This is a genomic window from Planctomycetota bacterium, assembly GCA_039819165.1.
Classification (GTDB): Bacteria; Planctomycetota; Phycisphaerae; order Phycisphaerales; family UBA1924; genus JAHCJI01.
This window is the reverse complement of sequence record JBCBSM010000001.1, coordinates 2534922-2559589: the sequence shown is the minus strand read 5'-3', so window position 1 is coordinate 2559589 and position 24668 is coordinate 2534922. Positions and strand designations below refer to the sequence as shown.

The 24668-nt window shown below is 70.1% G+C and carries 23 protein-coding genes, 1 tRNA gene and 2 pseudogenes; 16 read left to right on the top strand and 10 right to left on the bottom strand.

What is annotated here, in order from left to right:
* Window positions 1-18 precede the first annotated feature (18 nt).
* Window positions 19-714, bottom strand: a complete 696-nt coding sequence (locus AAFX79_11220) for a class I SAM-dependent methyltransferase (protein MEO1009130.1) — start codon at window positions 712-714, stop codon at window positions 19-21.
* A 12-nt stretch (window positions 715-726) separates the two neighbouring features.
* Between AAFX79_11220 and AAFX79_11215 the strand changes: the two genes are divergently transcribed.
* Window positions 727-2862, top strand: a complete 2136-nt coding sequence (locus AAFX79_11215; protein ID MEO1009129.1) for a UbiD family decarboxylase — start codon at window positions 727-729, stop codon at window positions 2860-2862.
* 13 nt (window positions 2863-2875) lie between these two features.
* On the opposite strand, the gene dacB is transcribed toward AAFX79_11215, so the two are convergent.
* Entirely contained in the window at window positions 2876-4429 is a 1554-nt protein-coding gene (gene dacB, locus AAFX79_11210) for a D-alanyl-D-alanine carboxypeptidase/D-alanyl-D-alanine-endopeptidase (GenBank protein ID MEO1009128.1), read from the bottom strand.
* 146 nt (window positions 4430-4575) lie between these two features.
* On the opposite strand from dacB, the gene AAFX79_11205 reads away from it, so the two are divergent.
* Entirely contained in the window at window positions 4576-5079 is a 504-nt protein-coding gene (locus AAFX79_11205) for a response regulator (GenBank protein ID MEO1009127.1), read from the top strand.
* A gap of 18 nt (window positions 5080-5097) precedes the next feature.
* Here AAFX79_11205 and AAFX79_11200 read toward each other — a convergent pair whose 3' ends face one another.
* The 3 genes from AAFX79_11200 to AAFX79_11190 form a co-directional block, all read right to left on the bottom strand.
* Window positions 5098-6000 carry a pseudouridine-5'-phosphate glycosidase gene (locus AAFX79_11200; protein ID MEO1009126.1) on the bottom strand — a complete coding sequence of 301 codons (903 nt, stop codon included), beginning with the start codon at window positions 5998-6000 and terminating at the stop codon, window positions 5098-5100.
* Window positions 6001-6047: 47 nt separating this feature from the next.
* Window positions 6048-6521, bottom strand: coding sequence for an HU family DNA-binding protein (locus AAFX79_11195; protein MEO1009125.1), 474 nt, complete (start codon window positions 6519-6521; stop codon window positions 6048-6050).
* A 140-nt stretch (window positions 6522-6661) separates the two neighbouring features.
* Window positions 6662-7435: an endonuclease/exonuclease/phosphatase family protein gene (locus AAFX79_11190; GenBank protein ID MEO1009124.1), complete on the bottom strand. Its 774-nt coding sequence runs from the start codon at window positions 7433-7435 to the stop codon at window positions 6662-6664.
* Window positions 7436-7480: 45 nt separating this feature from the next.
* On the opposite strand from AAFX79_11190, the gene AAFX79_11185 reads away from it, so the two are divergent.
* Both AAFX79_11185 and AAFX79_11180 read left to right on the top strand, forming a co-directional pair.
* Complete coding sequence (locus tag AAFX79_11185) at window positions 7481-8737, top strand: type VI secretion protein ImpB (GenBank protein ID MEO1009123.1); 1257 nt, start codon at window positions 7481-7483, stop codon at window positions 8735-8737.
* Window positions 8727-9701: a D-glycerate dehydrogenase gene (locus tag AAFX79_11180; protein ID MEO1009122.1), complete on the top strand. Its 975-nt coding sequence runs from the start codon at window positions 8727-8729 to the stop codon at window positions 9699-9701. Before AAFX79_11185 ends, AAFX79_11180 begins: the two co-directional genes overlap by 11 nt.
* Before the next feature lie 6 nt (window positions 9702-9707).
* On the opposite strand, the gene AAFX79_11175 is transcribed toward AAFX79_11180, so the two are convergent.
* Window positions 9708-10079, bottom strand: a complete 372-nt coding sequence (locus tag AAFX79_11175; GenBank protein ID MEO1009121.1) for a hypothetical protein — start codon at window positions 10077-10079, stop codon at window positions 9708-9710.
* Between the two features lie 218 nt (window positions 10080-10297).
* Here AAFX79_11175 and AAFX79_11170 point away from each other — a divergent pair, with 218 nt between their 5' ends.
* The 6 genes and pseudogenes from AAFX79_11170 to AAFX79_11145 all read left to right on the top strand — a co-directional run bounded on the left by AAFX79_11170 (window position 10298) and on the right by AAFX79_11145 (window position 16686).
* Window positions 10298-10645, top strand: a complete 348-nt coding sequence (locus AAFX79_11170) for a hypothetical protein (protein MEO1009120.1) — start codon at window positions 10298-10300, stop codon at window positions 10643-10645.
* Window positions 10646-10768: 123 nt separating this feature from the next.
* A pseudogene (locus tag AAFX79_11165) lies at window positions 10769-11026 on the top strand (hypothetical protein).
* A gap of 288 nt (window positions 11027-11314) precedes the next feature.
* Window positions 11315-14872, top strand: a pseudogene (gene secA / locus AAFX79_11160) (preprotein translocase subunit SecA).
* Between the two features lie 199 nt (window positions 14873-15071).
* Window positions 15072-15836, top strand: a complete 765-nt coding sequence (locus tag AAFX79_11155) for a prepilin-type N-terminal cleavage/methylation domain-containing protein (protein MEO1009119.1) — start codon at window positions 15072-15074, stop codon at window positions 15834-15836.
* 81 nt (window positions 15837-15917) lie between these two features.
* Window positions 15918-15991, top strand: a tRNA-Pro gene (locus AAFX79_11150).
* Between the two features lie 77 nt (window positions 15992-16068).
* Window positions 16069-16686 (top strand): DinB family protein, encoded by a 618-nt coding sequence (locus tag AAFX79_11145; GenBank protein ID MEO1009118.1) that lies wholly within the window; start codon window positions 16069-16071, stop codon window positions 16684-16686.
* A 187-nt stretch (window positions 16687-16873) separates the two neighbouring features.
* Here AAFX79_11145 and AAFX79_11140 read toward each other — a convergent pair whose 3' ends face one another.
* A complete protein-coding gene (locus AAFX79_11140) occupies window positions 16874-17563 on the bottom strand; it encodes a type 1 glutamine amidotransferase domain-containing protein (GenBank protein ID MEO1009117.1) in 690 nt (229 codons plus the stop codon).
* An 18-nt stretch (window positions 17564-17581) separates the two neighbouring features.
* Window positions 17582-17989, bottom strand: a complete 408-nt coding sequence (locus tag AAFX79_11135; protein ID MEO1009116.1) for an ester cyclase — start codon at window positions 17987-17989, stop codon at window positions 17582-17584.
* Window positions 17990-18057: 68 nt separating this feature from the next.
* Here AAFX79_11135 and AAFX79_11130 point away from each other — a divergent pair, with 68 nt between their 5' ends.
* The 4 genes from AAFX79_11130 to AAFX79_11115 are packed head-to-tail and all read left to right on the top strand — an operon-like array spanning window position 18058 to window position 21830.
* Window positions 18058-19059 (top strand): AraC family transcriptional regulator, encoded by a 1002-nt coding sequence (locus AAFX79_11130; protein MEO1009115.1) that lies wholly within the window; start codon window positions 18058-18060, stop codon window positions 19057-19059.
* 4 nt (window positions 19060-19063) lie between these two features.
* Window positions 19064-19549, top strand: a complete 486-nt coding sequence (locus tag AAFX79_11125; GenBank protein MEO1009114.1) for a RimK/LysX family protein — start codon at window positions 19064-19066, stop codon at window positions 19547-19549.
* Window positions 19546-20751 (top strand): RimK family alpha-L-glutamate ligase, encoded by a 1206-nt coding sequence (locus tag AAFX79_11120; GenBank protein ID MEO1009113.1) that lies wholly within the window; start codon window positions 19546-19548, stop codon window positions 20749-20751. Before AAFX79_11125 ends, AAFX79_11120 begins: the two co-directional genes overlap by 4 nt.
* Complete coding sequence (locus AAFX79_11115; protein ID MEO1009112.1) at window positions 20748-21830, top strand: succinylglutamate desuccinylase/aspartoacylase family protein; 1083 nt, start codon at window positions 20748-20750, stop codon at window positions 21828-21830. Before AAFX79_11120 ends, AAFX79_11115 begins: the two co-directional genes overlap by 4 nt.
* 37 nt (window positions 21831-21867) lie before the next feature.
* Here AAFX79_11115 and AAFX79_11110 read toward each other — a convergent pair whose 3' ends face one another.
* A complete protein-coding gene (locus tag AAFX79_11110) occupies window positions 21868-22335 on the bottom strand; it encodes a GNAT family N-acetyltransferase (protein MEO1009111.1) in 468 nt (155 codons plus the stop codon).
* A 57-nt stretch (window positions 22336-22392) separates the two neighbouring features.
* Between AAFX79_11110 and AAFX79_11105 the strand changes: the two genes are divergently transcribed.
* Entirely contained in the window at window positions 22393-22833 is a 441-nt protein-coding gene (locus AAFX79_11105) for a VOC family protein (GenBank protein ID MEO1009110.1), read from the top strand.
* Entirely contained in the window at window positions 22830-23297 is a 468-nt protein-coding gene (locus AAFX79_11100) for a MaoC/PaaZ C-terminal domain-containing protein (protein ID MEO1009109.1), read from the top strand. The genes AAFX79_11105 and AAFX79_11100 overlap by 4 nt, the downstream gene beginning before the upstream one ends.
* A gap of 89 nt (window positions 23298-23386) precedes the next feature.
* On the opposite strand, the gene AAFX79_11095 is transcribed toward AAFX79_11100, so the two are convergent.
* Complete coding sequence (locus tag AAFX79_11095) at window positions 23387-24517, bottom strand: PA0069 family radical SAM protein (GenBank protein MEO1009108.1); 1131 nt, start codon at window positions 24515-24517, stop codon at window positions 23387-23389.
* Window positions 24518-24668 lie beyond the last annotated feature (151 nt).

Here is a 24668-nt window from a genome sequence, read left to right as displayed (position 1 = left end):
CTCTCAATGGACCGGGCGTCAGCCCTTGCGGGCCACGACGTGGAACACGTGCCAGTGCTTGGCCTGCCCGCCGGCGTCCTCGCCGTCGCGCTCCTCCTCGTCGAAGCGGACGAGATCGAAGCCGTCGAAGCACGCCAGCGCCGCGGTGCGGGTGAGGTGCGTGCGATCGGGCAGCGCCGCCCACGTATCGCGGTCGCCGAAGAGCTGGCCCGCGAACACGCCGCCGGAACGAATGGCCGCCACGATGCGTGCCCAGAGGTCCGGGAAGGCGGCGGGCTCGCAGAACGGCAGCGCAAAGCTGGCGTTGAGCAGGTCGCAGGCCGGCAGCTCGGCGGCCTCCATCGCCGCGAGCCGGACCTCGAGTCGATCCGCGGTGGCCTTCGGTATCGCCGGATTGTGCGCGGTGAGCTCCACCGCCATTTCGTGCCCGTCGAGCGCCAGCACCCGCCAACCCCGCGCGAGCATCGCGGCGGCGTCGCGGCCCTCGCCGCAGCCCAGGTCGATCGCAAAGCCCGGCGCATCGAACAGGTCCAGGGCCTGCAGCGTGGTCTCCCGCGGCGGCTTGCCCGCGACCGCCCGGAAGTAGCCCGGCCAATCCCGCTCCGCGGCGCGGGCGAACGCGGGCCCCGGATCGGGACGGCCCGCGAGTTCGTCCCACGGGTCGGGCCCGCGGGCTTCTCCTCCGGCGGGCGGGATGGCGGCGGGGTCGGCCATAGCGTTGAGCCTATGTACGGAAACCTGCGCGCGTTCGTGGACGCCCTCCGCCGCAACGGCGAGCTGCTCGAGATCAACGATCCGGTGTCGCCGACGCTGGACATCGCGGAGCTGGCCGACCGCGCGAGCAAGGCCCGGGCGCCCAACGCGTGCGCCGCGGCGACGCGGGCCAACGACCCGCGCTTCCACGATCGAGGCGGACCGGCGCTGCTGTTCACGAACGTGCAGGGCAGCGCCTTCCCGGTGCTGATCAACGCCTTCGGCAGCTACCGCCGCATGGAGATGGCGCTGGGCTGCCACGAGGCGTGGCAGCCGAAGATGGCGCTCGCACCCGTGTCGAGCGCCGGCGTCGTCGCCGCCCCGAGCGGAAGACCGGACCAGGGCAAGCGCGCGGGAGGCCTCGAGGGCATCGCGGCGCTGATCGCCGAGCTCACCAAGCCCCAGCCGCCGCGCTCGCTCGGCGAGGCGTTGCAGAAGGCCAGGCAGTTCGCGCCGCTGCTCAAGATCGGACCCAAGCGAATGCGCGGCGCGGGTCCCTGCCAGGAGGTCGTACACACCGGCGACGACATCGACCTCGCCACGCTGCCGATCCTCCGCTGCTGGCCCCTGGATGGCGACTTCGAGGCCGTGGGCTACCCGGCGGACATCAACGACGGCATCGATGCACTAGGCCACACCAACATCGACGCCGATCGATGGGACGCCGAGTTTCGCGGGCGGTATATCACGCTGGCGGGCATCCACACCATCCACGCGAGCGACCGCCACGAGACGCGGCCCGCGAGCCACAACATCGGCATGTACCGCGTACAGCTGCTGGGCAAGAACCGCCTGGCCATGCACTGGCACCTGCACCACGACGGCGCAAGCCACTGGCGGAGCTGGAAGAAGCTGGGCGAGCCCATGCCCGTCGCCATCGCGCTCGGCGGGCCCAGCGTGCTGCCCTACGCGGCCACCGCACCGTTGCCCCCCGGCATCAGCGAGCTGCTGATGGCCGGCTTCCTGAACGGCCGGGGCATCCGCATGTGCCGCGGCAGGACGGTGCCGCTGTGGGTGCCCGCCGACGCGGAGATCGTCATCGAGGGGCGGGTCAGCACCGAGGCCGGCTACCCGGGCTGGGATCCGCGCGAGACGGACGAGCCACTGGGCACGGGCGCCGTGTTCGAGGGCCCCTTCGGCGACCACACCGGCTTCTACAGCATGCCGGACCGCTACCCCATCGTTGAAATCGCCGCCGTCACGCACCGGCGCGACGCGGTGTACCCCACTACCGTCGTCGGGCTGCCGCCGCAGGAGGACTACTTCCTGGGCAAGGCGACCGAGCGGCTGTTCCTGCCCCTACTCAAGACCATCGTGCACGACATCGAGGACTACGACCTGCCGCTCTTCGGCGCCTTCCACAACTGCGCGATGATCAAGATCAAGAAGGCCTACGCGATGCAGGGCCGGCGGGTCATGGCGTCGATCTGGGGCGCGGGCCAGATGGCCTGGACCAAGTGCCTGTTCATCGTCGACGAGTCCGCCGGCGTCCACGACCACGTCGAGGTGCTGCGGCTGGCGGCCGAACGCTGCGATCCGATCGCCGACGTCGTGCTCACACGGGGCCCGCTGGACATCCTCGACCACGCGGCCCCGGCGCTCGGCGCGGGCACCAAGATCGGCTTCGATTGCACGCGGAAGTTGCCCGGCGACCGGCTCGACGGCGATCCGCCCCGCAGGACGGTTCCCGACGCGCAGGCCATCGTGGCGGGCGTCGACGGGGCGGCCATGCCCGTGCCGGGCTGGCTCTTCATCGCCACCGCGGCGCGCGGCGACGCGGTCGAGGCCCTGTGGACGCGGGTGGCCGACGCCATCGGCGACGCCGTGCCATTCGTGGTGTTCCTGGGCGAGGGCGTCCGCGTCGATTGCGTCGACGAGGCCATGTTCCACTTCCTGGCGAACATGGATCCGGGCCGCGACGACCTGCCGACGCCGGACGGCCTCCGCGTCCGCGCGTGGGACGCGACGCCCAAGGCACCGGGCGCACTCCGCGGCTACGGCGTGCGGGCCTGGCCACCGGTGATCCGCCACGACGACGGCGCCCGCGGGCGGGTCGCGTCGGTCGCGGACCGCTTCGAGGATGCGCGAGAGTTCGTGGGGCCGGGGTAGCGGCGTTGCTCGCCTAGGGGTCGCGCGTCTCGGCGACGAGGTTGCCCTCGGCCAGCTCGTTCGACACGTAGCGGTCGAGGAGCGTGACCAGTTCGTTGCGGAGGTCCCGGCTGCGGATCGCGTCGGTCCGCTTGAAGTCGTTCATCATGATCGAGAAGGCAAGCACGGGCTGGCCGCTGCGGCCCGGCAGCACGTAGCCCGACAGCGTGCGGACGCCGTTGAGGTAGCCGCTCTTGGCGGCGATGCGGTTGTCCAGGTCGCGATCCCTCGGGAAGTTGCGGCGGAGGGTGCCCTCGCCGGGTCGGGCGAGCGAGGCCAGGAACAGGTCCCGCCGGTCCTCGTCGGGCAGGTCGTTCATGTGGGCGAGCAGGGCGACGATGGTGGCGGGCGCGACGGCGTTGTCGCGGCTCATGCCCGAGCCGTCGGCCACGCGGAGCTCCTGCACCGCCGACGGGCCGAGCGCATCGACCAGCAGCGAGCGCACGGCCGCGGCGCCGTGGCCGAAGCTGCCCGGCTCGCGGGTCAGCTCGTGTCCCAGCCGCTTGAGCAGCGCCTCGGCGTAGAGGTTGTAGCTGTCGCGGTTGCAGCGATCGAGGGCCTCGGCCAGCGTCGTCCGCTCGCGGTGCACAACGGCGCCGGTCGGTCGCTCGCCGGGCGAGGCGCGACGGACGGCATCGATGGCCAGGCGGCCCGGCTGGCCGACCTGCACGCCCTCGCGCTCCAGCCCCTCGGCGATCATCTCGGCGAAGAGCGTGGCGGCGTCGTAAACCGACACGCGTGCGCTCACCGAGCGCGAGAGCGAGCCCGACACCCGCAGCCGGTTGGCGGCATCGTCGCGGCGGATGGCGATGGCGCTGCGGTGCGGCCGGCCGGCGGCGGTGCGGCTGGCCACCGTGCTCGTGACGTTCTGGATCTCCACGCCGCTGGCGTCGGGCTCGACGGCGATCCGCCCGGGCTGGTTGATGGTCGTCGGGCCGGCGAACACGTTGACGATGTTGAGGTGGAAGTTCAGCCCCCGCACCTCGGCGCAGTAGTAGTTCTGGAGTTGCTCGGCCGGCCAGCTCGGGTGCACGACCTCGCCGTCGAAGATGCCGTCGGCGATAACGATCTCGCGGATCGGCCCGTCGTCGGCCACCGCGATCTTGGCGGCGATGGTGTCGACCAGGCCGTCGACGTCCTTGGGGCCCGCGCGGTCGGCCAGCAATACGGGGTCGCCCAGGCCCGGGTCGCCCGCGCCGACGATGACCAGCAGGTCGCCGTCTCGGACGAACTTCGTCTCGAAGGCGAAGACTGGGTCCAGGGCCAGCACCGAGGCGGCGCTGGTGAACAGCTTCATGTTCGAGGCGGGGATCCGCGGCTCGTAGGGATCCACCTGCGCAAGCTGGCGGCCCGTGGCCAGGTCGACCACCGAGATCCCGATGCTGGCGCCCTCCAGCCCGTTGCGGGCCAGGATGCGATCGATGTCGCGCTGCAGGTCGACGCCCAGGGCGCTCGCGGCGACGAGCAGGACCGCCAGGGCCGCGGCATGCAGCCGCGCCATCGAACTACGCCGAACCTCGCTCACCATGCTGCTGCCTCCGTGCTGCTGCCTCCGTGCCCATTTGCGGCCGAGCACGCCGCCCGGGTGGTGTGCATCGGCCAGATCACCGGCGGGCGGTGAGCGGCGAGCATATAAGTTCCCCGCGTCCCACGACGCGTGCGGGGAGCCCGAGCATGGCCCAGGACGACACCCAGCACCACACCGACACGCAGCCGGCACCCGACGGAAGCAGCCCGGAGACGCCGGGCCGTGTGCTCGTGGTCGACGACAACGCCCAGAACGCCGAGCTACTCGAGGCCTACCTGGACGATCTGGGCGTGGAGGTCTCGATCGCCGCCGACGGCGAGGCCGCCCTGCGGATGGTGGCCGAGCACACCCCGGACCTGGTGCTGCTGGACATCATGATGCCCCGCATGAGCGGCTACCAGGCCTGCGAGCGGCTGAAGGGCGACCCGGCGACCCGCGACATCCCCGTGATCATGGTGACGGCGCTCGGCGAGGTGGGCGACGTGGAGAAGGCCGTCGAGAGCGGGGCGGACGACTTCCTGACCAAGCCCGTCAACAAGCTCGAACTGCTGACCCGAGTCCGTTCGCTGCTGCGCGTGCGGCGGCTGCAGGTCGACCTCGAGAAGGCCCAGCGGGACCTGAAGCGGTACCTGCGGGACGAGGGCGCGTAGCCCGGCGCATTCGCGCGGTCATGCCATGGCGGCGGCCAGCTCGCCGCCGAGCCGCGCGTTGGCCCGGACGAGCGCGAGGTTTGCGCGCAGCGTGCTACCCCCCGAGATCTCGTGCAATGCCGCGAGGATGGACGGTGTGACGTCCCGGCCCGTCGCCGACGCCGCCCGTTCGCGGGCCTGCGCGAGCCAGTCGTTCCAGGCGGCGGGATCGATCGCGTGGGACTCGGGCGCCGGCTGCGCGACGAGCACGCCGCGGCCGGTCTCCGCGAGGCTGCGGCGGACGAAGCCCGCGAGGCCGGCGACGTCGTCGAATCGAGCATCGACGCCCGCGGCCCCGTCGCGGAGGTAGAAGGCGGGGAAGGCGTCCGTGCGGTAGCCCACGACGGGCACGCCGAGCGTCTCGAGCAGCTCCCGAGTGGACGCGACGTCGAGCAGGCCCTTGACGCCGCTGCATGCGACGGCAACGGGGTACCGGGCCAGTGCGGCGAGGTCGGCGCTGACGTCCAGCCGCTGCGCGAGATCGGGGTGCACCCCGCCCAGGCCGCCCGTGGCGACGACGCGGATGCCGGCGGCGGCCGCCAGCTGGATGGTGGCGCCCGCGGTGGTCGCCGCCATGCCACCCCGCGCACAGGCCACGCCCAGGTTGGCCGGGTTGGCCTTGGTAATCTCGGGTTCGGCAAGGAACTCGGCGAGTTCGTCGGCCGACAGCCCCACGACGGGCGTGCCGCGGAGCACGCCGATGGTCGCGGGCCGTCCGCCGGCGTCGCGGACGATCTGTTCGAGCTCGCCGCCGAGCGTGGCGCCCTCGGCCCTCGGCACGCCGTGGGCGAGCAGCGTGGTCTCGAGCGCAACGGCAGCACGCCCGGCGACGCGTCGCACGGTGGTGCGATGGGTCGCGCGGGCGTGGGGTTGGTCGGCCATGCGGCGGGGCTGGTGGGCCGGACGATCTCGCGTCCGGCCCGGGATGGCTAGGCGACGGCGTCCTTGAGGCCCTTGAGGGGGCGGACCTTGACGACGTTGCGGGCGGGCTTGGCCTTGAAGACGGTCGGTTCGCCGGTGAAGGGGTTGATGCCCTTGCGGGCCTTGGTGGCGGGCTTGCGCTGCACGGTGACCTTCATCATGCCCGGCACGTTGAAGGTGCCGACGCTGCCCTTCTTGAGGTCGGCGGCGATCATGGTCGCCATCGTGTCGAAGACCTGGGCGACCTCCTTCTTGGAGATGCCCACGTGCTCGGCGATGAGGGCCTGGATCTCGCTCTTGGTGCGGGGCTTGCCCTTCGCGCCGGTGATCCGGGCGCTGCCGGACTTGGCGGCGGTGCTCGTGCGCCGCGTCGAGGTCTTGCGGCTGGTGCTCGCCTTGCGGCTGGTGGCGGTGCTGCGGGGGCGGCGGACCGTCTTCTTGGTGGTTTTCCGGGTGGAACGGGTGGTGGTTCTCTTGGCCATGGTCGTGCACTCCGTGCGTGCGGTCTGGCGTGTGCGCCGTGCGGGTGCCCATACTCCGGGCACGAATTAAACGCATCCGCTTGCCGCAAACAAGTCGGCTGATTGCTCGGCGACCCTAAAAAAACCGGTGTTTTTGCCGATTATTTCCGTTTTTCTCCCGCGGCGAGCACCTCGACGCGGATCGGTGCGTGGTCCGACTCGCGCTCGTCGAGCGCTTCGGCCACGATGCGCACCGACGAAACGCGGTCGCGCAGCCGCCCCGAAACGAACGCGCCGTCGATCTCGGCACTGCCCAGATTGCCGCGCCAGGTGACGCCGTCGGGGTCCGCCGCGGGCACGCGGACGACGCCGAGCGAGGCCAGCCGCCCCATTGCAACGGCGTCGGCCTTCGCGAGCGCGGGATGGCCCCGGGGCGGCGCGTTGAAGTCGCCGACGACCGCGAGATCGCCCGTGGCGGCCCGCGCCCGACGCTCGACGCCGCGCCAGGCGGCCACCCGGAGCCGAGGCTCGTGCGGCAGATGGACCGCCAGCAGGTCGAGGGGACGGCCGGGCGAGCCCGGGCCGCTCTCGCAGCGGCACGGCAGCATGGAGGGCCTGACGCCGCCCGTAGGCGGGGGGTGCTCGCCGTGCTCCTCGTGGCCAGCGTGCTTCTGGTGCTCGCCGTATTCGCTGCACATCGGCAGCCGCGAGAGCACGAGCAGCCCGTTGCCACGGCCGACGCGGGCGGCGGCGTGCCAGCGCCAGCCGTGGTCGGCCAGGATGCCGATCAGCTGGCCGGCGGCGGGCCAGCGGACCTCGCTGAGGGCGACGACGTCGGCGTCGAGATCGAGCAGCCGCAGGATGATCCGAGGCAGCCGCCGCCCGCCGCCGTGGCAGATGTTCCAGGCCGCCAGGGTGAGCATCGTGGACCCCATCAGATTTGATCGCATAATGTTTGGAATGACACCGGGGCGTCGCTCGTGCTGAACTGGCTCTTCGTCGACATGGATAGCTTCTTCGCGTCCATCGAGCAGCACCTGAGGCCCGAGCTGCGCGGGCGGCCCGTAGGGATCGTTCCGACGGATTCCGAGGGGACCTGCGTCATCGCCGCCAGCCAGGAAGCCAAGCGGGCCGGCGTCTCGGTGGGCACGCGGGTGCACGAGGCCCGGCGGCTGTGCGGCGACATCGCCTTCGTGCAAGCCCGGCCGCCCACGTACGTCGACGTGCACAGAGAGGTTATGGCCTGCATCGACCGGTGCGCACCGGTGCACAAGGCCTATTCCATCGACGAGTGGTCGGTGCGATTGGTGGGCGCCGAGCGATCGGCGGCGGCGGCGCGCGCCCTGGGCGAGCACATCCGCTCGGAGATCCGCGCCGGATTCAGCGAGGCGATCACCTGCTCGGTGGGGATCGCGCCATCGCGGCTGCTGGCGAAGATCGCCAGCGATCTGGACAAGCCCGATGGGCTCGCGGTGCTGGCGATCGAGGACATGCCCGATCGCCTCGGGCACCTCGAACTCGACGATCTCACGGGCATCGCACGATCCATGGCGGCGCGACTACGAGCCGGGGGCGTTTCTACCGTCCGCGACTTGTGGAACCTAGATCGGCGAGAGGCCATCGGGCTGTGGGGCTCGGCGATCGGCGGGGATTGGTGGGCCGGTTTCCACGGCCTCGACGAGCCCGAGATCCCCACCAGGCGGAGCTCGATGAGCCACGCCAACGTACTCGAGCCGAGGCTCCGTGATCCCCGGGGAGCCCGCACGATGCTCGTGAGGCTCGTCAGCAGGCTCGGCCGGCGGCTGCGCAACGACGGATACCTCGCCGGCGAACTCGGCATCGGTGTCCGGCTCGACGGCGGCGAACGCTGGCATGCCTCGGCCACGCTGCCGCACGTGCAGGACACGCCCGAGCTGCTGAATTGCTTCTACGGGCTGTGGGAGCGGCAGACCTGGCGGGGGACGCGACCGCTGCAGGTGCACGCGGCGGTGGGCGGACTGGTGCGCGCTGATGGGCAACCCGGCATGCTGTTCGGCCTGGAGCGCGCGCCCGCCGAGCTGTCGCGGGTGCTCGACGCGGCGACCGATCGCTGGGGGCCGGCCTCGCTCTACTTTGGATCCATGCACGGATGCAGCCACCAGATGGACGACAAGATCGCCTTCGGGCGCATCCCGCCATCGATGGCGACGCCCGATCGCGCGGTCGGCCCGAAGACGGGGGCCACGCATGCCCGCTGAGGGAGCACCCTGCGACGTGCTCGTCACCCGAGCCGTGCCTGGAACGCTCGACGCAGACGGTGCGCGCGTGCGGGTGCTGGGGCATGAGATGCCGCCGCGGGCGACGGTGCTGGAGGCCATCCGGGGCGCGCGGTTGCTGGTCAGCATGTTCACCGACCGCGTCGACGCCGAGATGCTCGAGGCCGCGGGCGGCTCGCTGCGGGGCGTGTGCCAGTACGCCGTGGGCGTGGACAACATCGACCTCGACGCCTGCCGTGATCGCGGCGTGCTGGTTACCAACACGCCCGACGCGGTGACCGAGGGCACGGCCGATCTGGCGTGGGCGCTGCTGCTGGCCGTCGCGCGGCGGGTGGTCGAGGCCGACCATTACGCCCGCAGCGATGCGTACCCCGACAACGGCCCGCTGGGCATGGTCGACTTCCTGGGGGCCGACCTCACGGGGCGGACGCTGCTGATCGTGGGGGCGGGGCGGATCGGCCGGGCGGTGGCGCTGCGGAGCCTGGGCTGGGGCATGCGGGTGCTGTACGTGGCCCGCAGCCGGCACTGGGACTTCGAGCTGGCGCCCCTCGCCGCCGAGCGGGTGGAGCTCGACGAGGGGCTCGCGCGGGCCGACGTGGTGAGCCTGCACACGCCGCTGACCGACGAGACGCGGCACCTGATCGACGGACGGCGGCTTGGGCTGATGAAGCCCGGCGCGATCCTGATCAACACGGCCCGCGGTCCGGTGGTGGACGAAGCGGCCCTCGCGGGCGCGCTCGATGCGCGGGCCATCCGGGGCGCGGGGCTGGACGTCTACGAGCGCGAGCCGGCGATCCATCCCGGGCTGCGGACCGCGGACAACGCGGTGCTCACGCCGCACATCGGCAGCGCCGAGACGCGGTACCGCGAGATGATGACCGAGATGGTGTCGGCCAATGCGCGGGCGATCCTGGCGGGCGGCGAGCCGCCGAATCGGATCGCGTAAACAGGCCTAGGGCGTGTAGCGCCGCGGAGCGGCAGCGCCGAACTGGTGGTCGAGGTACTTGGCGGTGTAGTCCACGAGGCTGGTGGCCTCGGGGATGTCGGGGTTGCTGGTGGGGCCCATGGGCTCGAAGCGCATGCCCTTGAAGCGGGTGACGGCCTCCTCGATCGGCAGGCCGTACTGCAGGGCGAGGCTCAGGGCGCGGCAGTAGGCCTGGACCATGCCCTTGATGGTCGAGCCCTCCTTGGCCATCTTGATGAAGACCTCGCCCGGGCTGCCATCGTCGTACAGGCCGATGGTGAGATAGCCCTCGTGGCCGCCCACGCTGAACTTGTGCGTGACGGCGTTGCGGGTAGTGGGCAGCAGGCGACGCTCGGCCATGACGTGCATTGTGGGCCTCTTGGACGGATCGATCTCGGGTCCGGACGCGTGACGAGCCCGAATATCGGTCGTTGTAGGCGGACTGGACGAGCACGGGCGTTGCCCCCGGGCTCAGCCCAGCCGATACTTACGCAGCCGCGACGTCGCCGGACCGGAATCCGAACCCGGCGCGTCCCAGTGTGATACCACGCGGGAGACCGCGTCCGAACGCCGGCACGATGCGCAGCGAACCGATCACATCCCGAACGACTCGCTGCGGCCGGGCGGTCACCCTGGCGGCGCTGGCGACCGCGCTGGTGCTGCTGAGCACGGCCGACGCGGCCCGCCGCACGCCGCTGATCGTGTCGGCCGTCGTCGCCGGCGCGCCCCGCGGCGCGTGGCCCCGGGATGCCGAGCGGGCCATCGAGCACGCGCTCTCCGCGACCGACGCCCGGGACAGGATTGGATTCGCGCACCCGCGGGCGGAAGACCGCCTCGCGGCGAGCGCACCCACCGATGGCGTGACGGCCTCGATCGTCGCGTCGCCGTGGCTGATCGATCTCCCGCCGCCTTCGCCGGCCTCGTAGCGCTCCCGCCGCGCCGGGCTCCGGGCGCCCAGCGGCGGACTTCATTGCCCGCGCCGTGACATCGAGACACGCATCGCCGCCGTGGTTGCCGCCCCGGCGGACCATCTTCGCACGAGGCACGCCATGTCGAGCAACCAGGGCATTCCGGTCATCGGGCCGGTGCTGAACAAGATCATCGGGTCGCGCAACGACCGGTTCGTCAAGCGGTACACCCAGCGGGTCGGCCAGATCGGCGACTTCGAGGCCGAGATCCGGGCGCTGAGCGACGAGGACATCCGCGGGCGGTTCGCGTCCTTCCGCCGCCGCATCGAGTCGGGCGCGAAGCCCGAGGAGGTGCTGCCCGAGGCCTTCGCCACCGCCCGCGAGGCCATGGATCGCGCGGTTGGCATCCGCAACACGCTCAATCCCGAGCAGGGCTTCGATGCGAGCCGGCTGCCCGAGGCGATGCAATCGCTGCACGCCGACCTGATGACGCGGGCCGCCGAGCTGCCGGTGGTGTGGCCCAAGACGGCGATGGGCCAGCCGCCCGAGGGGGCGGTGATGGACGAGGAGGAAGCCTTCCTCGGCGCGGACGGGCCGATCGCGGGCTGGCAGCGGGTCGAGATCCCCACCGAGTACTACGAGGCCGTCCGCGAGCTGTACCCCGAGAGCCGCCCACCGTTCCGGGCGCGGCCGTTCGACGTGCAGCTCATCGGCGGCATGGTGCTCAGCCAGGGCAAGATCTCCGAGATGAAGACGGGCGAGGGCAAGACCATCGTCGCGCCGCTGGCGACGTACCTGGCCGCCATCGAGGGGCTGAAGGTCCACGTCGTCACCGTGAACGACTACTTGGTGCAGCGCGACCGCGACTGGACCTTCCCCTTCTTCCACGCGCTGGGCATGACGGTGGGCGCCATCCACCCCCAGCACATGCAGCCCGAAGAGATCAAGCGGCACATGTACCGCTGCGACGTCGTGTACGGCACGACGAGCGAGTTCGGCTTCGACTACCTTCGCGACAACATGAAGCGGCAGGTGGCCGAGCAGGTGCAGCGCCGACGCGAGTTCGCCATCGTCGACGAGGTGGACTCGATCCTGATCGACGAGGCTCGTACGCCGCTGATCATCTCGGGCCCGGCCCACGAGGACCGCCCCCGCTACGAGCTGGCCGACCAGCTGGCGCTGCACCTCGTGGAGCTTGCGCGTCCGTGGACGGCCACCGACGAGAAGGTGCAGGAGTGCGTCAACCGCATCAAGTCGCTGGAGGGCGACATCCGCGGCGCGCGCGATGCGGCCTCTAAGAAGCAGATGCAGGCCGAGCTGGCCGAGGCCCGCACGCGGCTCGCGCCGCTGGAGGCCGAGCGCGACCAGCACACGCAGTACTACGAAGTGAAGATGGAGCGCAAGCAGGCGCACCTGACGCACGAGGGCATCGCCGAGGCACAGAAGAAGGCCGGCGTGGGCTCGTTCTACGTCGACGAGAACATGGACCTTCCGCACCTGCTCGAGAACGCGCTGCGGGCCCGCGTCGTGTACGAGAAGGACCGCGACTACGTCATCATGAACATGCCCGATCGGCAGACGGGCCGCGACGAGCCCAGCATCGTGATCGTGGACACGTTCACCGGACGGCCCATGATCGGGCGGCAGTGGTCCGACGGGCTGCACCAGGCCGTCGAGGCCAAGGAGCAGGTGCCCGTCAAGCAGGAGACCCAGACGGTCGCGACGGTGACGATCCAGAACTTCTTCAAGATGTACGAGCGGCTGGCGGGCATGACCGGCACGGCCGACACCGAGGCCCAGGAGTTCAACGACATCTACAGCCTGGACGTGGTCTCGATCCCCACCAACAAGCAGGTGGTCCGCAACGACTTCGACGACCTCATGTTCCTCCGCGAGAAGGACAAGTGGGAGGCCATCGTCGACGAGATCAAGGCCTTCCACGACGTGGGGCGGCCCATCCTGGTGGGCACGACCAGCGTCGAGCGGAGCGAGTTCCTCAGCCAGATGCTGCAGCGCAAGCACGGCGTGAAGCACGAGGTGCTCAACGCCAAGCAGCACGAGCGGGAGGCGCACATCGTGGTCAACGCGGGCCAGATCGGCGCCGTGATGATTGCCACCAACATGGCCGGCCGCGGCACCGACATCAAGCTGGGCGCGGTGAGCCGCGAGGATCTCATCGACCACTGGCTGCGGCGGGGCATCGCCTCCCGCGGCCTCAAGCCCGACGCCGGCGAGGACGAACTCCGCGAGAACGTCTACCGCAAGGTCGCCCAGACCGAGCTGAAGGGTGAGGGGCTGAGCAAGCGCGAGATCGAGCAGCTGCCCTTCGAGGAGTTGGAGATCAAGCTGCTGCGGGCCTGGGCGATCGGGCACACCTACCTGACGCCCAAGCAGGTAGAGGGCGCGAGCCGCGACGAGCTGCTGGCCGAGCTCGATGCCGCGGGCCGCTTCCTGCTGCACCGCATCCGCTGGTTCGATGGCGTCGAGGACCTGGGCGGCCTGCACGTCATCGGCACCGAGCGGCACGAGAGCCGACGCATCGACAACCAGCTCCGCGGGCGTTCGGGCCGGCAGGGCGACAACGGCTCGAGCCGCTTCTTCGTCAGCCTCGAGGATCCGCTGATGAAGATGTTCGCGGGGCAGGCGATGCAGAGCTTCCTCAGCCGCGTGGGCGGCATGAAGGAGGGCGACTCCATCGAGCACCCGTGGCTGAGCAAGAGCTTCATGCGGGCGCAGCGGAAGGTCGAGGAGCGCAACTTCCAGATCCGCAAGAACATCCTCGAGTACGACGAGGTCATGGAGCACCAGCGGCAGTACTTCTACGGGCTGCGGCAGCGGGTGCTGGAGGGCCGCGACGTCAAGGGGCTGGTGCTCGGGTACATCGACACCTCCGTCGACGAGGCGTGCGGCGAGTATCTCGACCGCGACTACCCGGCGGAGTGCGCCGCGGAGTTTGCCAAGCAGAACCTGGATTGCTCGATCCAGCCCGATCGCCTCCGCGGCAAGGACCAGGAGGACATGGAGATCGCCATCCGCCGCGAGGCCAAGGACGACGTGCGGCAGATGATCGACGTGACGCTGGGCGAGTACATCCCCATGGAGGGATCGGAGGTCAGCGTCGACTTCGATTCGGCGGGCCTCATCAACTGGGCCAAGAGCCGCTTCGACGTCGACATCGACGCGGCCGACCTCCGCGAGGGCGGCGCCAGCGAGCGGCGGCACGTGTTCGACCTGCTGGTCGATGCCGCCCACCACAAGATCGAAGAGGCCGACCTCTCGGGGCTGGCGCAGTACACCGCGGACGACTACGGCGCCCGCGAGCTGGCCAAGTGGGTAAACACCAAGTTCGGCTTCGAGGTGGACATCGCCGAGGTGCTCAAGGCCGAGAAGGCCGAGGAGCGGACCGCCGCCGACCTCATCGAGCAGAAGGCCCGGGAGCTGTACCACGACCTCGAGGTTCGCTACCCGCCCGAGTTCGCGATGAACGTGACGCGGAACATGATGCGGCAGTCGCCGGCGGACGCGCTCACGCAGCTGGCCGAGTGGGCCAACCGCCGCTACCAGCTGGGCCTCAAGGACGAAGAGCTGCGCAAGACCAACCCGACGGCGCTGCAGCAGAAGCTGGAGAAGGCCTCGCGGGAGTTCGTGGACTCGGGGCGGCTGCAGAAGGAGATCGACGACGCGCTGGCGTGCCCCAACGACGACGCGCTCGACGCCCACCTCAAGCAGCGCTTCGACCTCCGCGTTGGCGTGCCCGATTGGATGCGGGGCCTGCGGGGCGAGCAGCGCTCCGGCGTGGTCCGCGGCCGCATCGAGGAGTTGCTCCGCGGCGAGATGCTGCACCTGGAGCGGATGGTGCTGCTCGAGGCCCTCGACAACGGGTGGCGGGACCACCTCTACCAGATGGAGAAGCTGCGGGACTCGATCAACTTCCGGGCCTTCAGCCAGCAGGACCCACGGATCGCCTTCAAGCGGGAGGGCGCGACCATCTTCCAGGGCATGCAGCAGGACGTCCGCGACCGGGTGACGGACTACATCTTCAAGATCCAGCTGACCCCGGCCGAGCCCACCAGCGGCACGGGCCTGGGCCCGCTGGCCAGCGGGGGTGCAAGGCCCACGGGCGCCGCGGCGGCCGGCCGGGCTGCCGGTCCGGGACAGGGCAGGATCGCGCCGGTCCGCGCGGGCGGCCCGCCGCCGGCGGGGGGCGCCCAGGGCGGCGGCATCACCGGGCCCGGATTCAATTAGGCGTCGGGCCCGCCGGCTCTAGAACCTGTCGGCCGCGGGCTGCGGATCGGGGTGGGTTCTCGCGTGCTCCCTCCGCGGAGGCCTCCGTTCGGGCTCCGCGGCGCGACCGAAGTAGGATGGTGGGCCGGCGTGGCGTCGTCGATCGCCACCGCAACAGGCCGGGCCGCCGCCGGTAGACGCTCTGGGGAGGGGTTACGCCATGCACCGCACGCATCCGAGCCGCACGCATCCGAGCCGCGCCGCGTTCACGATCATCGAGCTGCTGGTGGTCGTCCTGATCATCTCGGTGCTCGTCGCCATCGGCCTGGCGGTGGGCTCGGGCGTGGTGGCGGGCGGCAAGTCGACGCAGACCCGCGATCTGATCAAGACGCTCGACCAGACCCTGGGCAGCTACCAGCAGACGCTCGATCGCTCCGTGCCGTCCACGATCCTCGACCCGAGGTATCCGGAGGGCGCCATCGCGAGCAACCCGGTGTACCTCCCGCTGGCCGACGCCTGGGACACCGACAACGAGCGGCCCATCAATAGCGTGGGCTACTTCGTGCACGAGGCGCGGCGGGCGGCCGGGGTCTCCGAGACGCTCGGCGCGCTGCGGACCGAGAATTTCCGCGACTTCGCCTACACCCCCGCCACCGACCTCAGCGAGGATCCCGCCATGGGCGAGCCCGCGGTGCCCACGGTGCTGGACGCCTGGGGCAACCCGCTGCGGCTGGTGCTGCCCCGCTTCCACGGCCTGCGGCTCGACCCCGAGCAGCTCAACGACCCGGACTTCCTGGGCCCGGCCCCCGACGGCGGCAGCTACTTCCCCGGCGAGATCCGCCGCGACCCGGTGCAGGGCGACGCCGACGGCGGCCTGTGCATCAACGGCGTGCCCTACTTCTACTCGTCGGGCCCCGACGGCAACCCGGGCGAGGTGGACGACAACGTCTACGCCGCCACGCCGCGGTTCCAGAGCGAAAACTGAGGCCGTCCTCGGCCCTCCGAGCCAGCCCCGTCTCACCGGCTGCGGGCGGAGACGCCGGCCGCGGCATACCATCGCGTCCTCCGGGGTGTAGCGCAGCTTGGTAGCGCGTCTCGTTCGGGACGAGAAGGTCGGAGGTTCGAATCCTCTCACCCCGACTTTGCAGACCTGATGGCCCCGGCAAATGCCGGGACCACTTATGGTTGCGGCAGATTCAACCGTATCTTGTCATCCGGTGTTGATTCGCTGGATCGATGAAGTATCGCTCCGGGCAGGAACGGCTTTGGGCGATACGCTGAGCCACATCGTGACCAAACCGCACGCCGAGAAGCTCTTTGTTCGATCCGTGGACGGCATTGCCCCGGAGATCGGCAGATGGCTCTGGGCACTCGAAGAAGTTCGGAGCCGGACACTGCGGATCATCGGCGATCTCGACCAGCGGCTCATCGACTGGGAGGGACACGACGGCCGCGAGAACTCCATTGGCTCGCTGCTGTATCACATCGCGGATGTCGAGATGGGCTGGTTGTGGGGCGAGATCCTAGAACGCACCGAGATGCCCCCAGAGATCCTCGGACTACTGCCCTTCGGAAACGAGTCCGGCTGCTTGGCACGCGTGACGGGACGGCCGCTCAGCGAGCACATCAGTCTTCTTGGCCGAACCCGCACGATCCTGCGCCGAGAGATGGCCGGGATCAGTCTTGAGGAATGGCGTCGTCTTCGGTTGGATCCGACGGATCGGGAGTACGAGGCAACGCCCGAATGGGTCATCTTCCATCTCATCGAACACGAGGCGATGCATACGGGCCAGATCAGTTCGCTAAAGGCTCGCGGCCGCCGCTGCTTCGAGTGAAGCCGACATCCATGTGTTGAGTCGATACAGATGGGTTTCTCTCCCAGACCCGGCCCAGGCAGTCACTCCACACCACCGCACAACTGCTCGATGGCTATTTGGTCGGTGCCGCGTTGCTGCGCGGCACGCCAACGGCGAGTTGCTTCCATGCTCGCCGCGTGCGGCACTCCGGGGAGGAAGCGTTGTCCTAGCCCAGGCTCTCCAGCAGCAATTCCGCCGCCGGGGCGGAGGATGCGGGGTTCTGGCCCGTGACCAGCAGGCCATCGCGGAGCACGAAGGGCACGAAGTCCGCCGCGCGTTCGTAGCGGCCGCCCAGCTGGACCAGTTCGTCCTCGACGAGCAACGGGACGACTTCCGCGAGGCCGACCGCCGCTTCCTCGGAATTGGAGAAGCCGGTGACCTGCTTGTCCTTGACGATCGGATTGCCTTCCGCGTCCTTGGCGCCCCTGAAGACGATCGGGGCGTGGCATACGGCCCCGACCGCCTTGCGTGCCGCCCAGAAGCGCTCGACGAGCCGGATCGCGTCCGCGTTCTCCACGAGGTCCCAGAGCGGTCCGTGCCCTCCGGGGAAGAAGACGGCGTCGAACCCGGCCTCGTCGACCCCATCCAGTAGCTGCGTCGATCGGAGTTGCTCCATGGCGGCGGCGTCGTCGATGAAACGCCGCGTGGAGTCGGTCTGGAACTCGTCCAGCTGGCTCTTGGGATCGATCGGCGGCAGGCCGCCCTTCGGCGAGGCCAGCACGATGCGCGCCCCCGCATCTCGGAAGACGAAGTACGGCGCCGCGAGTTCTTCGAGCCAGAACCCGGTGGGATCACCAGTATCGCCGAGGCGATCGTGGCTGGTCAGCACAACCAGAATGCTGGGGACATCACCCATCGTCGCAAGCCCTCCTGCCTAGAGCGAGTTCTGTCCGAGCTGCCGCAGCCATTCGGCATTGTCCCAGTAGCTCGTCATGTGGACGATCTTTCCATCATCGGTTTCGATCACGAACAGGTGCTCGAGGTCGTACCGTCGGCCGCGGTTGGGCACGCCGAACGCGTCCTTGGCCTGGGTGCCCGAGATATAGACGCGCGCGAACGCCGTCGTTCCGGCGTCCCACACCTTCTCGACCCGATTCGAGAGGTCCGGGAACGCATCGATCAGGCCGCCCCAGGCCGAGACGCCTGCCTCCTCGAGTCCCCCCTCCATCGCGAAGGGGACGTACCGGATCGTGGCCTCCGGATGGAACAGGGCGACCATCGACTCGATGTCTTGCTGCCTGTATGCGTCGAAGAACTCCAGCGATAACTGCGTGGCATCCATGCCGCTACGGTTCGTGGGCCGGCTCGGTCGGGCGAGAAGATTCGTGAGGCTTCGTCATTTCTCGACGCATGCGCGGGGTGCACGGCATGGGCCAATCCAGTCCGCAGCACCCCCTCGACGTGATGGAATCGGAGATCCAGGCCTCGAGCGCATCCCATGCGTGGCGGGGATTCGGGATTGCGATCAGGAAGAACCAGCGCCGCGACTCGGTAGAGATGGCCGCCGGGCACTCCGCGCATCTCGTCGTCGTGCACGCAGCCGGCAATGAACAGGCCGAGCAGCACCGAGGCGGAGTATCGCATCGAGGGCGGCCGGCTGTTGGCCAGTGCAACGTGCTGCCGGCCGAACAGGGGCTGTCCTGGGCGTGGCGCAGCACGACGCGGCCGCGCTCCCTGCACCTGTGGCTGGACCCGGACTTCCTGAACGACGTGGCGGACGACATCACCGGCGGCCGGCGGACCTCGGTTGAGGTTCGCCACGCATTCGACGAGAGCGACGCCGAGATCTGGCTGCTCTCGTGCGCCATGTCCGCCTGCTTGACGGAACCCGGTTGGTCCACGCTGCGGGCCGAGACCGTTGCGTTTCGGGCGGCGACGCATCTCATGCATCGCTACGGCGACGTGCGCGGTCCGTTCCGGCACGCTGGGACGCGTGCGCTGGATGCCGCCACGACGCGGCGCGTCCTGGAGTTCATCCACGACCAGCTTGGGGCGCGCCTGGGCCTGCTCGAGCTTGCCGGCGTCGCGGGACTGAGCCGAGGCCACTTCGCCCGCGCATTCCGCCTGGCGACGGGCATGCCCCCCCACCGCTACGTGCTGGCGGCGCGGCTCGAGCAGGCGATCGCCAGGCTCCAAGCCGGCGCGGCGCCCATCGCGGTGGCGAGCGAGGTCGGCTTTGCCGACCAGGCCCATCTGACGCGGTGGCTCCGGCGCGCCTTCGGCAGGACGCCGCGCGAGATCACGCGGGGCGGTATCGTGAACGGGCGATCGTGGCGCTTTCCGCCGCCCGCCTGGCCCGCGAAGCACGAACGCGCTCGCGGCCGTCGCACATCGCATGGTTCGCCCGGATAAACTCATGGCGATGGAACGCGATCGCTCGCTCGCAACGATCGGTTGGCGGGAGCGGGTGGACCTGCCCGAGTGGGGCTTCCGCGGCGTCAAGGCCAAGATCGACACCGGCGCCCGCACGAGCGCCATCGACGTTGCCGCGGTCGAGGAGCAACCCGACGGCCTGCTGCGCTTCGAGGTGGTGTCGCGGTTGCGGCCGACGCGGCGGACCCGATGGGTGACCGCCGAGCCGGCGCGCACGAGCGTGGTCAAGCCCAGCCATGGCGCTGCGCAGGAGCGGCACGTGTGCGTGACGCGGATCCGCATCGGCGAGCACGAACTGGACATCGAGCTGAGCCTGGTGTGCCGCGCCGGCATGCTCTGCCGCATGCTGATCGGCCGCACCGCGCTGGCCGACCGGTTCGTCGTGGATCCGGCGCGGACCTATCTGCTGACGACGCCGCCCGGCGTGGCGGCGGCAGGCGACGATCAGGCCGGGGAGGCACGGACGTGAAGCTGGCGATCCTGTCGATGGCTCCTAGGGCCTACAGCACCAAGCGACTCCGGCAGGCCGCCGCCGAGCGCGGCCACGGGGTCAAGGTGCTCAACACGCTGCGGTTCACCATCGATCTGGAGGAGGGCGAGCCCGACCTCTACTTCCGCTCGAAGCCGCTGAGCGAGTACGACGCGATCCTGCCACGGATCGGGGCGTCGATCACCTACTTCGGCACCGCGGTCGTCCGGCAGTTCGAGCAGATGGACGTCTACACGCCCAACACGGCCAACGGCATCACCAACTCGCGGGACAAGCTGCGGTCGATGCAGATCCTCAGCCGGCACGACATCGGCATCCCGCACACCGCGTTCGTGCGGGACCGCGCGGACGTGCTGCCCGCCATCGAGCGGCTGGGCGGCGCGCCGATCATCATCAAGATCCTGGAGGGCACGCAGGGCGTGGGCGTGATCCTCGCCGAATCGACCAAGGTGGCCGAGGCGATCATCGAGACGCTGCAGACCGCCAAGCAGAACGTGCTGATCCAGCGATTCGTGAGCGAGAGCAAGGGCAAGGACATCCGGGCGCTGGTGGTGGGCGATACGGTCGTCGCGGCGATGCGACGCGTGGCGCAGGGCGACGAATTCCGAAGCAACGTCCACCGCGGCGGCCGCACCGAGCGGGTGCAGCTCGATCCGGCCTTCGAGCAGGCCGCGGTGCGGGCGGCGCAGATCATGGGCCTCCGCGTCGCGGGCGTGGACATGCTCGAGGGAGTCGACGGCCCGCAGATCATGGAGGTGAACTCTTCGCCCGGCCTCGAGGGCATCGAGGGCGCGACGGGGCTGGACATCGCCGGCGCGATCATCGACTACATCGCCAACCAGGTCAACTTCCCCGAGATCGACCTGCGGCAGCGGCTGACGGTGACCAAGGGCTACGGCGTGGCCGACGTCATCATCCCCGAGGGCTCCGAACTGGTCGGCAAGACCATCGGCGAATCGGGGCTGCGGGACCGCGACATCGCCGTGCTCAACCTGCACCGCGGCACCGCGGTCTTCTCGAACCCCAAGAGCTCCCGGGAGCTGATCGCGGGCGACAAGCTGCTGTGCTACGGCAAGCTCGAGGAGATGCGGAGCCTGGTGCCCGAGAAGCAGCGGCGACGCCGGCGTGTGAGCGCCAAGAAGCTCGATCCGCAGCTGCTCGAGAACCTGGAGCCCTCGTGAGCAACGCCGGCGACGCCTCGACCTGGTTCGGCACGCGGGTCGATCCCGGCGCGCGGGTGTCGACCTCGCTGCCGCTCTCGCAGAGCTACTCGGGCGCGCCCGTCCGGGTGCCCGTCTGCGTGTGGCGAGGCGTCCGAGAGGGCCCCACGGTGTGCGTGACGGCCGCGGTCCACGGCGATGAGATCAACGGCACCGGCGCGATCCGGCACATCATCCGCGAGCGCCCCTTCGAGATCGCCGCGGGCACGCTGGTGCTCGTGCCGGTGGTCAACATCGCGGGCTTCGAGCGGCACACGCGCTACCTGCCCGACCGCCGCGACCTGAATCGGTCATTCCCCGGCTCGCCCCAGGGCAGCGCCGCGGCCCGCACCGCCTGGTCGTTCTTCGACCAGATCATCAAGCGCTGTGCGTACGGCATCGACCTGCACACGGCGGCGGTGCGGCGGACCAACTTTCCCAACGTCCGCGCGGATATGGGCAACGCGACGCTCGCGGCGTTCGCCCGTGCGTTCGGCGCCGAGTTGATCGTCAGCGGCCAGGGCCCCAAGGGCTCGCTGCGGGCGAGCGCGTGCGCGGCGGGCTGCCAGACGCTGATCCTCGAGGCGGGCGAGGTCTGGAAGGTCGAGCCGGGCGTCGTGGAGTACGCCACGCGGGGCATTACGAACTGCCTGAGGTTCCTGGGCATGGTCGACGGCGAGCCCGAGGAACCGCCCTACCGCATCGAGACCGACGCGACCAAGTGGATCCGCGCCGAGCACGGCGGCTTCCTAGAGTTCCACGCCGCCCCGGGCGACATCGTCCGCGCGGGAGAACCCATCGCGACCAACACCGACCTGATGGGCGTGGCGCAGAACGTCCTGCCCGCGCCGCGGGACGGCATCGTCCTGGGCATGACCACCATCCCGGCTGTCGCGCCGGGCGATCCGGTGTGCCACCTGGCCTTCCCCAGCAAGGGGGAGCTCAAGAAGGCCGGCCGGCTCGTCGGCGGGCTGGCGGAGGACTCGCTACACCAGCGGATCCGCGACGACCTGGCTTCGAACGTGCTCGTGACGAGCCCCGAAGAGAAGGACTCGACGTGAAGGTTGCAGCGATGGATCTGCGCTCCGTGCGCGGCACCTACAGCAGCTTGCGGAAGACGATCTTGTCGACGCCCTGCTCGTAGAAGTCCCGCACGGTTCCCTCCCGGTCGTAGCCGTGCTTCTCGTAGAACGCTCGCGTATCGGCGAAATCCTCGCCGCTGGCGGTCTCGATGATCAGCATCCGGCAGCCTCGATCCTGCAGCGCCGCCTCGACCTGGCCCAGCACGCGGCCACCCCTCCCCTGGTTCTGGAAGTCGGTGCGGACCGCGATGAACAGCAGGTTCCAGACGCGATCGGTCATGACCTCCTCGGCGCAATACGCCACCGAGATCACGCGGTCGCCTGCGAGGTCGTTCAGCCAGAGCTCGTGCCTTTCGGACTCCCCGCGGAAATGCCGCTCGATGGTCTGCAGCAGCACGCCGAGCTGGGGCTCGTCGAACAGGCCGCAGTCGGCGGCAACCTCGAGCATCTCGGGGACGTGCCCCTCCATGGCGTCGATCAGCATGTGTCTCCCTCGCTGTGCTCGTCGCGTACACGCGGACCCTCAGCGTATCATCGCTCCATGCCCGATCCCTTCCACCTGGCCTTCCCCGTGCACGATCTGGTCGCGGCCCGCGCTTTCTATGGCGGGCTGCTGGGCTGCCCCGAGGGACGCAGCAGCGACACGTGGATCGACTTCGACCTGTTCGGTCACCAGATCGTGGCGCATCTGTCTGGGAGCAGCCGGGCCGGCGACGGTCGGGGCGAGGCCGGGGACGCGATCGCCAACGCCGTCGACGGCCACGACGTGCCGGTGCCCCACTTCGGCGTCGTGCTCGGCATGGACGCGTGGCGGACGCTCGCGGTTACGCTCCGCGAGGCCGGCGTCGAATTCGTGATCGAGCCCTACGTCCGCTTCGAGGGCGAGCCGGGCGAACAGGCGACCATGTTCTTCCGCGACCCCTCGGGCAACGCGCTGGAATTCAAGGCCTTCGCCGATCGCGGGCAGCTCTTCGCGACGTGAGCACGGACGGGCTGCACTTCGAGGATCTTTCGATCGGCCAGCGCTTCCGCACGGCGTCGATCGAGGTGACCGCGGACGCCATCAGCGAGTACGCCGCCCGGTACGACCCGCAGCCCATGCATCTGGACGGCGTCGCGGCCGAGGCCGGCTTCTTCGGACGGCTCGTCGCCAGCGGCTGGCACACGCTCTCGCTGACGATGGGCCTGATGGTGCGCGCGAAGCCGTTCGGCGCGGCGCCCCTCGTCGGCGTGCGGGTCGATGCAATCCGATTCCGCCGCCCCGTGCTGCCCGGCATGGTGCTGCACGCCGAGGCCGAGATCATCGAGCTGACGCCACCAAGGCCGTCGCGGCCCGATCGCGGGCTGGTCGGCATGCGCGTCGCAACGCTCGCGGCTGGTGAAACAGAGGTGCTCGCGCAGGATTGGACGGTGCTCGCGTTCGCGAGGCCGGCGTCCCCGAGCTAGAGCAGGCTGATCCCCGCAGGATTTACTCCTGCGTGGGATCGGCTCGCGAGTGTGCGGCCGGAGGCCGCGACGGAGCGATACAGGTGGCTCTAGCCGACGTCGAAGAGCCGCATCTGCCCGCCGTCCTCGGGCCGCCGGAAGTGCCGCCCCGAGAGCGGGCGGACGTCGCGGTTGAGGCCGTAGCGGCGAGTAAAGACGTCGAAGTTCTGGGCGATCTGTCGGGCGATCGGTCCGCGACCACGGCCACGCTTCGCGTCGGCGTGGTAGAGCGTGCCGCCGTGGCTCTGGCGGAGCAGCGACTCGACCCGCCGCGCACGATCGGGATGCACGCTGCGCTGGAGCCAATCGAGGAACAGGTCCTTGAGCTGGTGCGGCAGCCGGAGCAGCACCCACGACGCCCGGCGTGCGCCCGCGTCGGCCGCGGCCTCGAGGATCGCGGGCAGCTCCGCGTCGGTCAGCCCCGGAATGACCGGCGCGACGTTGACGGTGACCGGCACGCCGGCGGCCGTGAGCTCGCGGATGGCCCGCAGCCGGGCGCTCGGGGCCGACGCGCGGGGCTCGAGCGATTCGGCCAGAACCCGATCGAGCGTGACGAGGGTGATGGTGACGCGGCCGGCGTTCCTCGCGGCCAGCGTCGACCAGAGGTCCGCATCACGGAGCACCATGGCGCTCTTGGTCATGGTCGAGACGGGCTGGAGGCACTCGGCCAGGACTTCCAGGCAGCCGCGCGCGATGCGGTGGGTGTGCTCGATGGGCTGGTAGATGTCGGTGATGGCCGACATGACGATGGGCTCGGGCTTCCAGCGGGGGCGGGCGAGTTCCCGCCGCAGCAGGTCGGGCGCGTCGGGCTTGGCCATGAGCTTGGTCTCGAAGTCCAGGCCGCAGCTGAAGCCCAGGTACTCGTGGTAGGGGCGGGCGAAGCAGTAGACGCAGCCGTGCTCGCAGCCGCGGTAGGGATTGACGGTCCAGTCGAATGGCACGTCGCTGGTGGGCGCCACGCGGTTGATGATCGACCTGCTCTTGTCGGCGAAGACCTGGCGGGGCACCCGGCGGAGGCGTCCATCCCCGTCCTCGCGCTCGATGAGCTGGCGGTCGAGTTCCTCGCCCAGCACGTGCAGGCGGACGGACTCGAAGCGGTTGCCCGGGTTGAGCGCCGCCCCGCGGCGGTGCGCCGGCCCCCCGGGCAGGGCGTCGCGATGGGCGAAGTCGTCCTCGGCCATATACCTATCAATATACAAACAAAACTCTCGGAGATCAACCAAAGAGAAGAGCGGGAGTCCCCGGCTGGTTGGCGCTTGGAGTGCGGGCCGGCGGCACGAGCGGTTTGGCAAGAACAAGCCGCAGCGCCGACGATACAAGAGGCCGGGCGAG

Excerpts from the sequence above, each read along its gene's own strand:
- AAFX79_11215 (MEO1009129.1), top strand. The coding sequence starts at position 727 with ATGTACGGAAACCTGCGCGCGTTCGTGGACGCCCTCCGCCGCAACGGC.
- AAFX79_11175 (MEO1009121.1), bottom strand. The coding sequence starts at position 10,079 with ATGGCCGAGCGTCGCCTGCTGCCCACTACCCGCAACGCCGTCACGCAC.
- AAFX79_11110 (MEO1009111.1), bottom strand. The coding sequence starts at position 22,335 with ATGCTGATCGACGCCATGGAGGGGCACGTCCCCGAGATGCTCGAGGTT.
- AAFX79_11205 (MEO1009127.1), top strand. The coding sequence starts at position 4,576 with ATGGCCCAGGACGACACCCAGCACCACACCGACACGCAGCCGGCACCC.
- AAFX79_11155 (MEO1009119.1), top strand. The coding sequence starts at position 15,072 with ATGCACCGCACGCATCCGAGCCGCACGCATCCGAGCCGCGCCGCGTTC.
- AAFX79_11200 (MEO1009126.1), bottom strand. The coding sequence starts at position 6,000 with ATGGCCGACCAACCCCACGCCCGCGCGACCCATCGCACCACCGTGCGA.
- AAFX79_11135 (MEO1009116.1), bottom strand. The coding sequence starts at position 17,989 with ATGGATGCCACGCAGTTATCGCTGGAGTTCTTCGACGCATACAGGCAG.
- AAFX79_11190 (MEO1009124.1), bottom strand. The coding sequence starts at position 7,435 with ATGGGGTCCACGATGCTCACCCTGGCGGCCTGGAACATCTGCCACGGC.
- AAFX79_11130 (MEO1009115.1), top strand. The coding sequence starts at position 18,058 with ATGCGCGGGGTGCACGGCATGGGCCAATCCAGTCCGCAGCACCCCCTC.
- AAFX79_11140 (MEO1009117.1), bottom strand. The coding sequence starts at position 17,563 with ATGGGTGATGTCCCCAGCATTCTGGTTGTGCTGACCAGCCACGATCGC.
- AAFX79_11170 (MEO1009120.1), top strand. The coding sequence starts at position 10,298 with ATGCGCAGCGAACCGATCACATCCCGAACGACTCGCTGCGGCCGGGCG.
- AAFX79_11180 (MEO1009122.1), top strand. The coding sequence starts at position 8,727 with ATGCCCGCTGAGGGAGCACCCTGCGACGTGCTCGTCACCCGAGCCGTG.
- AAFX79_11095 (MEO1009108.1), bottom strand. The coding sequence starts at position 24,517 with ATGGCCGAGGACGACTTCGCCCATCGCGACGCCCTGCCCGGGGGGCCG.
- AAFX79_11220 (MEO1009130.1), bottom strand. The coding sequence starts at position 714 with ATGGCCGACCCCGCCGCCATCCCGCCCGCCGGAGGAGAAGCCCGCGGG.
- AAFX79_11105 (MEO1009110.1), top strand. The coding sequence starts at position 22,393 with ATGCCCGATCCCTTCCACCTGGCCTTCCCCGTGCACGATCTGGTCGCG.
- AAFX79_11195 (MEO1009125.1), bottom strand. The coding sequence starts at position 6,521 with ATGGCCAAGAGAACCACCACCCGTTCCACCCGGAAAACCACCAAGAAG.
- dacB (MEO1009128.1), bottom strand. The coding sequence starts at position 4,429 with ATGGTGAGCGAGGTTCGGCGTAGTTCGATGGCGCGGCTGCATGCCGCG.
- AAFX79_11125 (MEO1009114.1), top strand. The coding sequence starts at position 19,064 with ATGGCGATGGAACGCGATCGCTCGCTCGCAACGATCGGTTGGCGGGAG.